The following is a 13,755-nucleotide window of genomic DNA, read 5'->3' as shown; positions in this document are numbered from 1 at the left end:
ACGGACACTCATGTTCCACGGGCACCCGCTGCAATTCGGCACCTTCCTCACTCCGAGTAACGCCGACCCCGAGAAACCAGTGCGGCTGGCCGAGTTGAGCGAACACCTCGGCTACGACCTCGTCACCTTCCAGGACCACCCGTACCAACCCCGATTCCTCGACACCTGGACGCTGCTGAGCTGGGTCGCCGCCCGCACCGACCGCATCCTCGTGTCGGGCAATGTGCTCAACCTGCCGTTGCGCCCACCGGCGGTGCTCGCCCGCGCGGCCGCGAGCCTCGACCTGCTCTCCCGCGGCCGGTTCGAGCTGGGCCTGGGCGCCGGCGGCTTCTGGGACGCCATCGGTGCCATGGGCGGCCGCACCCTCACCGCCGGGCAGAGCGTTGACGCGCTCAGCGAGGCGATCGACGTCATCCGCGCCATCTGGAACGTCGACGACCGGTCGGTGCTGCACGTGGGCGGCGAGTTCTACCGGCTCGACGGCGCCAAGCGCGGGCCCGCCCCGGCGCACGACATCCCGATCATGCTCGGCGCCTACAAACCGCGGATGCTGCGCCTCACCGGCCGCAAGGCCGACGGATGGCTGCCGTCGCTGGGGCGAATGGAGCCCGGCGACTTCCAACGGGCCAGCACCATCATCGACCAGGCCGCCACGGACGCCGGGCGCGACCCCGGAGCGATCCGGCGGCTGGTGAACATCAGCGGCACGTTCACCCCGGTCGGCGGCGGGTTCCTCACGGGGCCGAGCAGTCAGTGGGTCGACGACCTGCTGCCCTACGTTCTGCAGGATGGCGTGGGCACGTTCATCGTGCTGGGCGACGAGCCTGCGGTGCTTGAGCGCTTCGCAGCCGAGGTGGCGCCGGCCCTGCGCGCCGCGGTCGCCCGGGAGCACCCGGGCGCCGCGGGCTAGAAGTGCGTCAGGCAGTGGGCGGGTCGCTCCACGGCGAAGAGCCTGGCGGCCAGGAACGCGGCACCCGCGGTGTGTTCGCGCACCTTGTTCGCCGCCGCCAGTGACACCGGGTTCACCGCGCCCAGGTAGATGGAGGAGAGCGCGGCGATGTCCAGTTCCAGGTCGGGCGCCTCGGTGGATGCGGTGACTCGCGCCGTGCCGTCCTGCACCTCGAGCGCGAAGGTGCCCGCCGTGAGACCCAGGCCGTCTGTGACCTTGAGAACCAGGGTGCCGTCGGTGGCGAACCGGCGGGCTTCGAGCGCCTGGCGCACATCCAGGATGCGCAACCAGAGCAGATCGCGCGGGTTCGACGCCGCGACGCAGCGCGGGTCGGTCAGGGCCCAGGTGAGCGGGTTGTCCACCGGCGCCTCGTTCCAGGTGATGCGCTCCACCAGGTCGATGGCCGCCAGATACTGCCAGAGCTCGAGGTAGGCGGCCGGGGTCGCCGCCACCAGGTCAATGATCTCCATGGTTGCGGGCGTCTTGTCCCAGCCGCCGAAACGGTAGGAGACGTAGCCGTCGACTGTTCCGTCGGGCGCGTAGTGCAGTGCCGCCTTCACCTTGGCGTCTGGGCCGCCCTCGCGGCTCGACGCTCCGGCGGCCAGCTGGCGGTAGAACTCCTGCCGGCCGATAGAGCCCGGCTGTTCGCCGTGTACCCGGGCGAAGACCTGCGGTGCCAGCTCGAGAAGCACCGTGGGGTCGGCGACCTCCACGGTTCCCTCCGGCACATGGTCGAGCCGGAACTTGGCACCGGTATCCACCGTGATGCTCTGCTCTGCGGTGGCCATGCCGAAACCGAATCGACCGTAGATCGACGCCTCCGACGCAGTGAGGGCCGCGATCGCGATGCCGTTGCCGTTGGCCAGGGCGAGATCTTCGGTCATCATTCGGCGCAGCAGACCGCGACGCCGGTGTGAGGTGCGCACAGTCACACCGGTGATCAGATGCGCATCCAGCAACCTGCCGAAGCCGATGTTGAGCGTGCTCTGCTGGGACCCGAACGTGGCCACCGGCACCTCGCTGCCCAGCGAATGCGGCGCGGGCTGCCCGGTTTGGTAGGCGCCCGTGTAGACGGCGCCGTCCACACGGCTCCTCGCGATGGACTCCTGAATGCGCTCGTCGGTGCTGCGCTCCTCATGGAACCCGAAGGAGACCGCGTTATCCCAGGCCACGGCTTCGGGGTATCCGGGCTCGCCGGGGGCTGCCGGCTCAAACCGACGGATCTCGTACTCTGCGTTCATCGGGGACATGCATCCGAGTGTACGGAACCCCGTCTCGGACCACCCGGCGAACGCCTAGAACGGCGGGTTCTCGGGCACTGGTGCTGTCGGTGTCCGGGTCGGCCGGTGCCGGGGCGGCATCAGGTAGCTCTCCTCAGCGGGTCGCTTCCTGTTTTTGGGCCCCGCCACGGGTGGGAGTGGCCGGGGTGGTCCCATCGGGTTGGCCGGGTCGGTGCGGTAGCTGCGTTTGCCCGGGGAGGTCCAGAGCAAGATCCCGCCCGGTTCCTGGCTGACCCGCCACTGGGAGAGGTGCTTGAGTCGGTGGTGGGGTTCGCAGAGATGGGCGAGGTTGTCGCAGTCGGTCTTCCCGCCGCCGGCCCAGTCTTCGGTGTGGTCGACGTCGCTCGTGACGGCGGGCCGGGAGCAGCCGGGGAAGCGGCAGGTTTCGTCGCGCACCCGCAGCCACTTCTTCATGGCTTTGGTGTTCTTGTGCTGGGTTTTGCCTAGCGAGAGCACGACGCCGGTTTCGGGGTGGGTGAGCAGACGGGTGAAGCTGGGTGCGTGGCCGGCGATTTGCCGGGCGACGTCGGGGGAGATCGGCCCGTAGCCTTCGAGGGTGGCGGGTTCCTCGTCCAGGCCGAGCAGGGTGAGCACGGGCACGGTGATCATTACCTTGCCGCGGATCCCGGCGCCCATGCCGTCCGGGGTGATGCCGTCCAGGAGCAGGGCGCGGGTGATGTCGGCGCGGAGTTGGTCGAGGGTGCGTTTCTTCTCCTCCGCGTCCTCTTCAGCGCCCGCAACCGCGCCCGCCTCCGTGCCTGTCGCCGCGCTCGCGTCCGCGCCTGCCCGCGCGCCGGCTTCTCCGGCCGCGGCGCCGGCCCGGGTGGGGTCGCCAAGTTTCTTCAGGCTCGCCGCCATCGCGTTGATCCGGTCGTAGGCGGCTTTGGTGTCGTGGGCGGTGCCGTACCAGTGCAACCAGCCCATCCCGTCCGCGGCGGCCTCCCAGCGGCTGTGGCGTTCGGCGAGGGCGTGGCTGGTGCGGGTCACGATCGATTCCGGGTGCAGCCTTTCCCGGAGTCGGCGGGCCCGGTCTTTGAACCGGGCGACCGGCAGTCGTTTCGCATCCGGCAGCACCTTGTCTTCGAAGGCCTCCTGGTCTTCGGCGGGCAGGGTGCGCATCTGGTCGATGAGCACGGTGGCGTGCCGGTAGCTGATCTCCCCACTGGAGAGGGCCTCGAACGTGGCCGGGGCCGACAGCAGCCAGAGCGACTGCTCCATCAGGTGTTCCACGGTGCGTTCGTGCATCCGCAGCAGACACGCGGTCTCGCTCACGATGGTGCGGCGGGCCACCTCCCGGTCCTCCCACCGGCCATACGCGGCCGCCCGGGCCTGATCCTCGGTCAGAGTGGCCGCGTTCACGTCGGCCAACCGGATGCTCTCCGGGTTGCCGTGCAGCCGGGAAGACACCTGCGGGTCCTCGCTCCAGCACTGCAGCTCCACGAGGAACTCGGCCTGGCGGGCTTGCGCGTGGGCGATGGCCCGGGCCTCGGCCGCGATCAGTTCCGTGCGGCGGGCCAGCTCCGTGCAGACCAACTCGTCCAGGGCCGGATCGGGGACATAGGGCTCACGATCAGCGGGTTCAGTCGGGCCGGGTTTAGTCGAGCCGGGTTCGGCCGGGCCGGGTTTAGTCGAGCCTGGTCCGGTCGAGCCGGGTTCAGGCGGGGCAGTCTCGGCCGGTTGGGCCGAGGCCGCTGGCATCGACCGAGATTCGGTGGGGGAGACGGCGGGCGGGGTGTTGCCAGGTGGAGCGGACTCCGGAGAGTAGTGGTCATCATCCGGAGCGGGCGGTGTTGCCTGGTCGGGGTTACTCATAATGAGATCGTCTCACCTACCACCGACACTGCACCGCCCGCCCGCAGACCCCACCCGACCCATCCGCGAACCGTGAGAAAAGCCCCAAAAATCGCGAGATTCTGGTGCTTAGCTCACAGTTCGCGGGAGGGGGTGCAGGGGTGATGGCGTCAGCATCCTGTCCGGAGGGCAGCCGCGCCGGGCCACTCGTGAGTAGGTCGACTAACAGCTGGCCGATCTTCTGGCGTGCGCGCCGCCGAGGTAGAAGAGTCACTCCCGTTCCCGGGAAGCGATGAACCAGTTCCGGGGAGCGACCGCACATCGAATTGGTTAGGACACGTCATGCACACCGACACGAACACGATGACACCGACACACTCCCCGATACGCACCTTGGCGAAGGGCCGTCGCCGCCTCGCCGCCGCCGCGGGCATCGCCGGGCTGGTGTTGGCGGGCGCCCTGGTGCCGGCCACCGCGGCCTCGGCCGACGACCGATTCGAGCCCGACAACCTCTATCGCGTCTGCAACGGCGACGCCGGCATGTACACCAGCGGCATCACCGGCGACTGCACCTTCGAGGTGCAGAGCGAATCCGGAGAGCGCGTTGAATGGTTGCGCTACGGCGAACCGGTCAGCAACTGCAACGCCGGCACCACCACCGCGATCAGCTCACAGGTCGGCGATGTGCGCTCCTTCGCCGAGACGTGGAAGTCCGGCGGCGGCGTGAGCCTGGAGATCAAGAACGTGCTCACCATCGAGGGCGGCGCGGAGTACTCGCAGACCCGCACCACCACCAGCGAACGCCGCGACACGGTGACGGCCAATCCGGGCCGGAAGACCGCCGTCACGCTCGGCACCGGATTCGCCGACCAGACCGGACGCATCCGTGTGGACGTCGACACGTGGGACAACGGGGCGCGCTGGGGACCGCGCTGGACCGGCACCAAGGCGTACTACATCGATGACGTGCACCGCACGGTGCCCACCGGGTACACCGAGAAGGGTCAGGACGAGGTCGGATGCGACAGCGACTTCCGGGTCCCCGCTTGATCTGACGCCGGCAGAGCCCGGGGTGTTCGTGGTGCTGATCTGGCCACGAGCACCCCTTTCACGAACGCCAGCGCCACCAGCGCCGTGCGGTTGGGCGTCTTCCAGGCCCGCATGATGCGGGACAGGTGCCAGCCAACGGCCTGGCGGCTGTAGCTGGTGGCCCGGGCGATGTGGTCGTTGGAGTGCCCGTAGGCGGCGAGGGTCAGCATCCGCGCTTCGGCGTCGGTAAGGGTGGGATCGACGGCGACCAGTTCGATCAAGCCGCCGTCGAGAGCCGTGACGGATGTGGCCGGGCGGCCGGCGACGGATGCCTCCGGCGCTGTTGCCGATGCCGGCTCGGGCGCAAGGTGTCCCTTGGCCGCGCGCGCGTCGCTCCACGCCTCCACCCAGCAGCTGCCCAGTTCGTGAGCCACGCGAGCGGCCCGGGCCATGGCCAGCACGGTCTGGCGGGGGTCGGCCGGAGCGGTCTCGTGCATGAAGGCGGCGAAGACACGCAGCGCCGGCAACGCCCCGCGGAGGATCACCGACAACTGCACATCCGTGTCACTGGCCGACCCCGCCGCCACCGCGCGCAAAGCGAGTAGACACTCGGCCGGAAGCGGCTCACCGGACTCGACAGCGTGCAGCGCCGCGGGCAGCACCAGCGGCACGATCTCTGCGTAACACCGCTGCAGCCAGGCCTGCCCGTCGTCCCGCACGTCGCTGAACGACGGGTTTTGCAGCAATCTGGCGAAGTCGTCGACCCGATCGGGAAGGCCGAGACCGAGGTGTTCAGGCGCGGCAGCGGCGGCCGACGCGCTCGTTCTGGTGGTCATCGTGGGTCCTCCCGACGGCAGGAACCGCACATCTGCCGTGTAGTGAACCCTAGGCCACCCTCGTGAACGCGATGGCGCCCTCGATACGTTCGCGAACTGTGAGCTAAGCCCCAAAAAACCCAGAATTTGGGTGCTTAAGTCACAGTTCGCGGGATGGGAGGGGGAGGGTCAGGCCATCGCGGCCAGCGCCGCGCGCGCCCTCTTCATCGAGGACTCCAGCCCCCACTCGGCCGACAGGCGCTCCAGCTCAGCCTCCTGCTCGGGCGTACTGGGGCGGATGCGGGCGTCGAACGCCGGCAGCTCCAGGTTGCGCACCACGTTCACCACCGCCGGCGCCACCAACAGGTAGTCCGTAGCGGCGAGGATCTTCGCCCGCACGGACGCGCTCAGCTTCACCTCGGGGTCGGCGGCGGCCGCGACGATACCGGCCAGGTCGCCGAACTCGGCCAGCAGCGTCGCCGCGGTCTTCTCGCCCACCCCGGCCACCCCGGGCAGGCCGTCGGAGGCGTCGCCGCGCATTGCGGCGAAGTCCGCGTACTGCAGGGGGGTGACCCCGGTCTTGGCCGTGAGCGACGCGTCGGTGAGGATCTCCAGCCGGGCCATGCCGCGCCCGGTGTAGATCACCCGCACGTCGCGGGAGTCGTCGACGAGCTGGAACAGGTCGCGGTCGCCGGTGATCACGTCCACGGGGATGTCCGCGTGCGAGGCGAGAGTGCCGATCACGTCGTCTGCCTCGTGGTGGGCGGCGCCGATGATGGGGATGCCGAGTGCGGTGAGCACCTCGCGGATGATCGGCACCTGCGGGCTGAGCAGGTCGGGCACGACCTCGATCGACGGATCGGCATCCGTGGCCGGTTCGGCGGCCACCCGGTGGGTCTTGTAGGTGGGGATGAGATCGACCCGCCACTGCGGGCGCCAGTCGTCGTCCCAGCAGGCCACGATCTCGGTGGGCTGGAACTCGGTGGTGAGCCGGGCGATCATGTCCAGCAGCCCACGCACGGCGTTCACGGGCTCGCCGTTCGGCGCCCGCACGGTGTCGGGTACCCCGAAGAACGCGCGGAAATAGAGCGAGGCGGAGTCGAGGAGCATCCGGCGTTCGGGTTGAGTGGTCACGGCGGCATCCTGCCACATCGGACAGGCCGGATCCAGACCAGGCACGATCATCGGGGTGCGGATGGCTACGGCCGGCTAGAGCAAATCAGTCGTCGATGACGGCCTCGCCGCTTTGCTGCAGTGCGGCCAGGCCATTCCGCATGGCCTGAACCTGGTCGCGCGAGTGACCGACCCAGTCCAAGAGCTCGCCGACAACCTTGACCGGTTCCGTGGTGCGGTACGACCGGGTGGGATTGCCGGGGAACTTCTTGTCCGTCACATTGGGATCGTCCTCGAGGGTGCCGAGCGGCTCCACGATGTAGATGCGGCCACGGCCCTGGCCGGCGGCCAGCTCGGCGCCCCAGGTGGCGGCATCCAGTGTGGCCGTCAGGTAGACGTGGTTCATGATGCGGCCGGCGGCGAAGTTCGATTCGCGTCCGGGCACCAGCACATCACCCACCGCCAGATCGGCTTTGGTGCCGTGGAACAGTGCCCCCGACTCATGTACTTCGAAGGGAATCGGGCCAGCCGTCATGCGTTCCTCCAATGTGTTCAATCCGGCACTCTAACTCAGATCACCAGCTCGGCGGCACTCCCGCCGATACCTAGAGCTGCTAGGGTTCAATACATTGCAGCTCTAGGTATAGAAAGAGGAGCCATGCGCATCGAGAAAGACCTGGTGGCCGCCGCGGCGACCCCACTGGTGCTGGGGATCCTGATGGACGGCGACCTGTACGGCTACGCCATTCTCAAGCGGGTGGGCGAGCTCTCCGGCGGCAGCATGCAGTGGACCGACGGGATGCTCTATCCCCTCCTGCATCGGCTGGAGCGGCTCGGCTACGTGACCTCGCTCTGGGTGACCTCCGACGCCGGCCGACGCCGCAAGCACTACGCAATCACCGATTCGGGTCGGGAGCAGCTGGCCGAACGCCAGGAGCAGTGGACCGTTGTGGCGGATGCGCTGCGCCAGGTCTGGCAGGCCGCGCCCCGGCCGACCGGTCTGACGGAGGGGTGGGCCTGATGGACCTGGACGCCGACCTCGAAGCCCAGATCGACAGCTGGCGCGGCTACGTGCAACGCCGCCAGGCGATCGCCACCGCCGACGTGGAAGAGCTTGAAGATCACCTGCGCGAGCAGATCGAAGACCTGCTCGCCACCGGACTGGACCACGACGAGGCCTTCCTCGTGGCGATCAAGCGCCTGGGCAATCTCGACGCCGTCTCTCGGGAGTTCGCCCGTGAGCACTCCGACCGGCTCTGGAAGCAGCTCGTGCTCGTGCCCGACGACGCCGACGAGAACCGGGCGCGGGCCTGGCGGGAGCTCACCGTGGTGATCGGCTTCGCCCTCGGCGCCGGCCTCGCCGTCAAGGCCGGCCTGGCCTGGTCGGATGGCGGCACTGGTCTGATCCGCAACCTCGGCCTGCTCGTCTTCCCGTTCCTGGCCGCCTACTTCGGCTGGAAGCGCCGGCTCACCCTGCCCGTTGCGGCCACCCTCATCGTCTCGTTCGCCGCTCTCGCGGTGCTGCTCAATGTTTACCCGTTCGTGACCGGCGGCTCCACCGAACTGCTCGCCGCACTGCACGCCCCTGTGCTGCTCTGGGTGCTGGTCGGGATCGCCTATGTCGGCGGCCGGTGGCGCTCTGATGCCCGGCGGATGGACTTCGTGCGGTTCACCGGTGAGCTCGCGATCTACTACACGCTGCTCGCCCTCGGCGGCGGTGTGCTCATCGGGCTCACTGTCGCGGTTCTGTCCGCCGTGGGCATCGAACCCGGCCCGGTGTTGGGCGACTGGGTGCTGCCCCTCGCGGTGCCGGGCGCCCTCGTGGTGGCCGCCTGGCTGGTGGAGGCCAAGCAGAACGTCGTGGAGAACATCGCTCCGGTGCTCACCCGGGTGTTCACGCCGCTCACGATCATCATGCTCCTGGCTGTTCTCGTCGTGCTGGCCACCGCCGGCGGTTTGGGCGCCGTCGACCGCGACCTGCTGATCCTGATGGACGCCATCCTGGTGCTCGTGCTCAGCCTGCTGCTCTATTCGATCTCAGCGCGCGACTCGCTCGCGCGGCCCGGCCTGTTCGACGCCCTTCAGCTGGTGTTGGTGGTCGTGGCTCTCGCGGTGGATGCCGTGATGCTCACCGCGATGCTGGCCCGCATCACCGAGTTCGGCTTCAGCCCCAACAAGATCGCCGCGCTCGGCCTCAACCTGCTGCTGCTCGTGCACCTGACGCGTTCGGCCTGGCTCACCATCGGGTTCTTGCGCGGGCGGCGCCCGTTCACGGCGCTCGAGCGATGGCAGACCCGGTACCTGCCGGTTTACGGGGTCTGGGCGCTCATCGTGGTCGCGGTGTTCCCGCTCGTCTTCAGCTTCGCCTGATCACCAGCGCCTGATCAGCGGAGCCCTGGCTACGCCGTCGGGCGGGCGTCGGACGACCAGCCAGCGTCCCGCAGTCGCTCGAAGCCGTCCAGGAGCAGGTCGAGCGCGAACTCGAACTCGAATCTGTCGTCGCAGCCGCGCGCCACGACCGAGTCGTCGTGGGTGGCCACTTCGCTGATCTGCAGGATGTGGGGGTACCGCTCGGCCATCGCCTGCAGTTGAGCGACCTGCGCGGCGATGTCGACGGGCGGGCGGTCGGGCCCGGCGGATGCGTCGAAGAGCTCCTGGGTAAATCCCCACATCCGGCTGCCCAGAGCGTGCATCACGTGGTGGGTGAGGTCGGCCGAGAACCCGCCGGCCAGGAACATTCCGATCGTGGACTCCATGTAGTCCAGCACGGTAGGCGTCTCGCGGGTGCGCGACTCGAGCACCGACCGGGCCCACGGATGCCGCAGCAGCATCTGTCGGGCCGAGAGCACCCGCAGGCGCACCGCCGCCTTCCAGCCGAGGTCCCCGTTTGGCGGGTCGATCTCGGCGACGATCACGTCGACCATCCCGTCCAGTAGCTCGTCCTTGTTCGCCACGTGCTTGTAGAGCGCCATCGGCACCACGCCGAGCTCCTCGGCCAGCCGGCGCATGCTCAGCGCGTCAATGCCGATCCGATCGGCCAGCTGCACGGCGGCCTGGAGGACGCGGTCGCGGTTGAGACGCAGCCGTGGGGCGACCAGAACTTGAGCCATGGAGATTCCTTCGAGACGAGATCGGCCTCGCCTATTGACAGGAGTACAGCGTACACCTTAGGGTCGTGGCATCCGAGTGTACGGTGTACACCTTCACCCTTGAGGAGTTCGCATGACTTCCACCCAATCCAGCGGTTCTCGTCGGCGCCGGCCAGGTGCTGGTGGCCTCATGAAGGCCGCCGTGTACCGGCGGTTCGGCCAGCCCGAGGTTGTCACGATTGCCGAGATCACCACGCCGACGCCTGGGCCGCACGACGTGCTCATCAAGGTGGTCGCCAGCACGGTGAGCGCCGCCGACCACCGGGCCCGCTCCCGCGAAGTGCCCAAGGGGCTCGGCCTGCTGGCTTCCGTGGGGCTCGGGTTCTTTCGCCCGCGGCACCGGGTGCTCGGCATGGATGCCGCTGGCGTCGTCGAGGCGGTGGGGGAGAAGGTCACCCGGTTCAGCCCCGGCGACGAGGTCATCGCGATGCTCGGCGGCTCGTTCGGCGGTCACGCCGAGTACGCCCGTGTTTCGCAAGACGGAGCGATCGCGCTCAAGCCGGCCGGGATGGCCTTCGGCGAGGCCGTCGCGCTCGTCTTCGGCGGCATCACGGCGCGGGCGTACCTGAACCGCACCGACATCGGACCCGGCACGCGAGTGCTGGTCAACGGCGCATCCGGTGCGGTCGGCACGGCGGCGGTGCAACTGGCCGCGGTCCTCGGTGCGCAGGTGACCGCGGTTTGCGCGGTCCGGAACGCCGAGCTCGTCACGTCGCTCGGCGCCACCCGTGTGATCGACTACGCCAGCGAGGACTTCACTGCCGGCTCCGATGATTATGACGTCATTGTCGACTGCGTCGGCAACGCATCCTTCGACCGGGTGCAGCACCTGATCGCCCCGGGCGGCGCGCTCCTGGCGGTCATCACCGACCTCGACGGCATCCTGCGCGCCAAGTCCCGCAGCCGCCGCAGCGGCAAGCTCGTCAGCGCCAACGGCGTGCAGTACCGCGCCGAGGACCTGGAGTATCTCGTGGCGCTCGCGGAGTCTGGCCGACTGCGTCCCGTGATCGATCGGCGCTTTGACCTCGCCGAGATCGTGGCCGCCCACCGTTTCGTCGACGCCGGCCACAAGCGTGGTGCCGCCGTGCTGCACGTCGCCGCGGAGGGCTCGCTATAGCGTGCAATGCAGCATATGCTGTTGTGCATGGCAAATGACGTAGGGTCGCAACTCCGCAAGGGCGTGGTCGAATACTGCGTGCTCGGGCTGCTGCAGAGCGCCCCCACCTACGGGTGGAAGATCTCGGAACGCCTGGTCTCCCTGGGCCTGATCGGGAGCATCGGCACGCTCTACCCCCTGCTCGGACGACTGCGCGACCAGGGCTTCATCATCGCGCAGGCCGACACGTCGGATTCTGCTCGGCCGCGGAAGTACTACAGCCTCACGCCGGAAGGCCGGGAGCAACTGCAGCAGTTCAGGGCGCAGTGGCAGCCGTTCTCTGTCGCGGTCAGCACCATCATCGCTCTCGACGAGTCACCCGCCCAGGACCCGCATGCGTCGGTAACTTCAGTGAAAGGCACAGACCAATGAGCACCAACGATTCGTATAGCGCCGCGGCCCTGCAGTACCTGGCCGAACTCGAGTCGGCCCTGGCGGGAGTGCCCGCAGACCTGCGCGCCGAGATCACAGCGGACCTGGCCGGCGAACTGCGTGGGCTCGACGAGGGTGCCGCGGCCGCCCGGATCGTCGAACTCGGCGACCCCCGCGCCATTGCTGCCGACGCGTCCGCCGAAGCCGAGACGGCAGCAGCCCAGACGGCAACAGCTCAGCCGATAGACGCCCGGATGCCGGTGTCCCTGGCCTATCCCACGGCCGCCGCGATCGTGCTGACGGCCGGTTGGTACCTCGTGCCGATCGTCGGTTGGATCGTCGGGCTGGTGATGATCGGTGCCGGAAGCCGGTGGGCGCCGCAGGTTCGCGTGGCGTCGGTGTGCGCCTCGGTGGCTGCCGCCCTTGTGGCCGTAGTTGCGCTGGTGGTGTTCCGGGGTACCGAGGTGTGGCTGATCGGCGCGGCCGCATTCGCGATCGTCCCGCTCATCGCCAACGTCTTCGTCGGCGGGTACCTCCGGCGCCAGTGGGGCTTGCCAGCCCCGGTCTGAGCCGTGCCGGTCAGAGCCAGTGCTGGTCTGAGCCAGTGCCGGCCGGCGCTAGCGGTTCAAGCTGACCAGGGCCTCCGCCGAAATGCTGCGGTTCACCACGCCCGCGGCCGCGGCTCGCAGGGTGATCTCGTGCACCCGGGCGTAGTCGCGCAAGGCCGTGAACGCCTCGGTCATGGTGCAGGAGCGCACCTGGGCGAGCACGCCCTTGGCCTGCTCCACCAGGATCCGGGTGTCCAGCGCGAGGTGCAGCTGAGCGGCCACGACCTCGGGCTGGCGAAAGCTGCGTTCGTGCAGGATGCCGACGGTCGCGACATCCGCCAACGCCTGGGCGAGCTGGGCATCACGTTCGCTGAGGACGCCAGGCACCGTGCTGAGCAGGTTCATCGCGCCGATGACCTCACCGTGCAGCCGGAGCGGGGTGGCGTGGGCGGCCCGAAAACCCTGGTCAAGCGCCGTGCGGCGAAACCGCGGCCACCGGTCGGAGTCCGTGGCGATATCGGGAATGCTCACCACCGAACCTGTGGCGTAGCAGTCGATGCACGGGCCGGCCCCGGCGGCGACGATCATGACCTCCACGGTTTCGGCCTCTTCGCTGGTCGAGGCCACCAGCTCGAGGGTGCCGGCGCCGTCGGCCAGGAGGATGCCGCCGGACTGCACCGAGAGCAGCTCGGTGCACGTGTGAACGAGGGTCGACAGCAGGTCGACGACATCGTAGCTTTCGACCAAAGTGCCGGCCACGCGCACAAAAGCGTCGTTGATTCTCTCTTCACGTGGGCTGTCAGCCGCGTGTTCAATGTCGTGCATATCTGCCTACTCTGGAAGTTCTGCGAAATTGAGTCGCCGGCTGACGACGGCGTGGGCAATCTCTTGGACGGTGTATCCGCTTGAAAAAGCGTAGGCCCGAATTCGTGAGAACGCATCCGTTGCGTTGACCTCCAGCTGGCCCAGCACCATTCCGGTGGCCTGGTGGATCTCTCGGCGTGATTCGATCGGGGCATCCTGGTCGGGCGATTCGTGCTCGGCCAGGAGGATGGCGCGGCGGAAGGCGGGGCCGGCGACGGCGCGGCACAACGACGTGCCGATCTCGGCGGAGCGCTCATCGAGGCTTCCGGGTGTGCTGCGGTAGCAGGTGACCGTTCCGGTGCACGCGGCTCCCAGCATCAGGGGAAAAGTGAAAATGGCGCCGACGGTCAGTTCGGCGGCGCTGCGCAGGAACGCCGGCCACTGCTCCGTGGCCGTGAGGTCGGGAGCCGACACGAGTGCCGCGGTCTTGAAGGCGTCGAACGAGGGCCCTTCGCCCAGATCGAATTGCATCTCCTCCAACCGGGCGGCCGTGGCGTCGGTGGCGTGAATCAGCGAGGCGCGGCGGCCTTGATCGAACACCGAGATGGCCGCGCCGGTGATAGGCAGCAGCTCGACGAACGGCGAGGCCAGCCCGCCCGACGTCAGCGGCGTTCCCGAGACCTCACTCATCAGCACCACCTGCCTATCCCTTGTCGTCTTCCTGGCGGGCAGATGTTTTCTTTCCAGTC

15 protein-coding genes are annotated in these 13,755 nt (G+C 68.7%); 7 read left to right on the top strand and 8 right to left on the bottom strand.

Annotated features, from left to right (window positions below; all coding sequences use genetic code 11):
• Nucleotides 1-10: 10 nt before the first annotated feature.
• Nucleotides 11-910, top strand: a complete 900-nt coding sequence (locus E3T61_RS04740) for an LLM class flavin-dependent oxidoreductase (protein ID WP_134639743.1) — start codon at nt 11-13, stop codon at nt 908-910.
• Here E3T61_RS04740 and E3T61_RS04735 read toward each other — a convergent pair.
• Nucleotides 907-2,190, bottom strand: a complete 1,284-nt coding sequence (locus E3T61_RS04735) for a GNAT family N-acetyltransferase (protein ID WP_420898467.1) — start codon at nt 2,188-2,190, stop codon at nt 907-909. The two genes, E3T61_RS04740 and E3T61_RS04735, sit on opposite strands and share 4 nt — an antisense overlap.
• Nucleotides 2,191-2,244: 54 nt before the next feature.
• Nucleotides 2,245-4,041: a hypothetical protein gene (locus E3T61_RS04730; RefSeq protein WP_134639741.1), complete on the bottom strand. Its 1,797-nt coding sequence runs from the start codon at nt 4,039-4,041 to the stop codon at nt 2,245-2,247.
• 321 nt (nt 4,042-4,362) lie between these two features.
• On the opposite strand from E3T61_RS04730, the gene E3T61_RS04725 reads away from it, so the two are divergent.
• On the top strand, nt 4,363-5,070 hold the full coding sequence (locus tag E3T61_RS04725; protein ID WP_134639740.1) for a hypothetical protein: 708 nt from the start codon (nt 4,363-4,365) through the stop codon (nt 5,068-5,070).
• Here E3T61_RS04725 and E3T61_RS04720 read toward each other — a convergent pair.
• The 3 genes from E3T61_RS04720 to arr all read right to left on the bottom strand — a co-directional run bounded on the left by E3T61_RS04720 (nt 5,025) and on the right by arr (nt 7,512).
• A complete protein-coding gene (locus E3T61_RS04720) occupies nt 5,025-5,885 on the bottom strand; it encodes a helix-turn-helix transcriptional regulator (RefSeq protein WP_134639739.1) in 861 nt (286 codons plus the stop codon). The genes E3T61_RS04725 and E3T61_RS04720 overlap by 46 nt on opposite strands.
• A gap of 168 nt (nt 5,886-6,053) precedes the next feature.
• Entirely contained in the window at nt 6,054-6,974 is a 921-nt protein-coding gene (locus E3T61_RS04715) for a 5'-3' exonuclease (RefSeq protein WP_134639880.1), read from the bottom strand.
• Between the two features lie 109 nt (nt 6,975-7,083).
• Nucleotides 7,084-7,512, bottom strand: a complete 429-nt coding sequence (gene arr, locus E3T61_RS04710) for an NAD(+)--rifampin ADP-ribosyltransferase (RefSeq protein ID WP_134639738.1) — start codon at nt 7,510-7,512, stop codon at nt 7,084-7,086.
• 123 nt (nt 7,513-7,635) lie between these two features.
• Between arr and E3T61_RS04705 the strand changes: the two genes are divergently transcribed.
• Together E3T61_RS04705 and E3T61_RS04700 are read left to right on the top strand one after the other, a co-directional pair.
• Nucleotides 7,636-7,998, top strand: coding sequence for a PadR family transcriptional regulator (locus tag E3T61_RS04705; RefSeq protein ID WP_134639737.1), 363 nt, complete (start codon nt 7,636-7,638; stop codon nt 7,996-7,998).
• Nucleotides 7,998-9,347 (top strand): permease prefix domain 1-containing protein, encoded by a 1,350-nt coding sequence (locus tag E3T61_RS04700; protein ID WP_134639736.1) that lies wholly within the window; start codon nt 7,998-8,000, stop codon nt 9,345-9,347. The genes E3T61_RS04705 and E3T61_RS04700 overlap by 1 nt, the downstream gene beginning before the upstream one ends.
• Nucleotides 9,348-9,376: 29 nt before the next feature.
• On the opposite strand, the gene E3T61_RS04695 is transcribed toward E3T61_RS04700, so the two are convergent.
• Nucleotides 9,377-10,087 carry a TetR/AcrR family transcriptional regulator C-terminal domain-containing protein gene (locus E3T61_RS04695; protein WP_134639735.1) on the bottom strand — a complete coding sequence of 237 codons (711 nt, stop codon included), beginning with the start codon at nt 10,085-10,087 and terminating at the stop codon, nt 9,377-9,379.
• A gap of 112 nt (nt 10,088-10,199) precedes the next feature.
• Between E3T61_RS04695 and E3T61_RS04690 the strand changes: the two genes are divergently transcribed.
• From E3T61_RS04690 to E3T61_RS04680, 3 genes are read left to right on the top strand one after another with little or no spacing between them, the layout of a single operon-like run.
• Nucleotides 10,200-11,243, top strand: a complete 1,044-nt coding sequence (locus E3T61_RS04690; protein WP_241992388.1) for an NAD(P)-dependent alcohol dehydrogenase — start codon at nt 10,200-10,202, stop codon at nt 11,241-11,243.
• Between the two features lie 27 nt (nt 11,244-11,270).
• Nucleotides 11,271-11,654: a PadR family transcriptional regulator gene (locus E3T61_RS04685; protein ID WP_134639734.1), complete on the top strand. Its 384-nt coding sequence runs from the start codon at nt 11,271-11,273 to the stop codon at nt 11,652-11,654.
• A complete protein-coding gene (locus E3T61_RS04680; RefSeq protein ID WP_134639733.1) occupies nt 11,651-12,223 on the top strand; it encodes an HAAS signaling domain-containing protein in 573 nt (190 codons plus the stop codon). The genes E3T61_RS04685 and E3T61_RS04680 overlap by 4 nt, the downstream gene beginning before the upstream one ends.
• A 48-nt stretch (nt 12,224-12,271) precedes the next feature.
• Here the strand turns inward: E3T61_RS04680 and E3T61_RS04675 are convergent, their stop codons facing one another.
• Nucleotides 12,272-13,027, bottom strand: a complete 756-nt coding sequence (locus E3T61_RS04675) for a GAF and ANTAR domain-containing protein (RefSeq protein WP_134639732.1) — start codon at nt 13,025-13,027, stop codon at nt 12,272-12,274.
• A 6-nt stretch (nt 13,028-13,033) separates the two neighbouring features.
• The gene (locus E3T61_RS04670; RefSeq protein WP_134639731.1) at nt 13,034-13,696 is read right to left on the bottom strand and encodes a GAF and ANTAR domain-containing protein; all 663 of its coding nucleotides are present in this window, start codon (nt 13,694-13,696) and stop codon (nt 13,034-13,036) included.
• Nucleotides 13,697-13,755 lie beyond the last annotated feature (59 nt).

Source organism: Cryobacterium lactosi (genome assembly GCF_004403945.1).
In the GTDB taxonomy this organism is placed as follows: domain Bacteria; phylum Actinomycetota; class Actinomycetes; order Actinomycetales; family Microbacteriaceae; genus Cryobacterium; species Cryobacterium lactosi.
The sequence above is the reverse complement of the archived record's forward strand: the minus strand, read 5'-3'. Positions and strand labels throughout refer to the sequence as shown.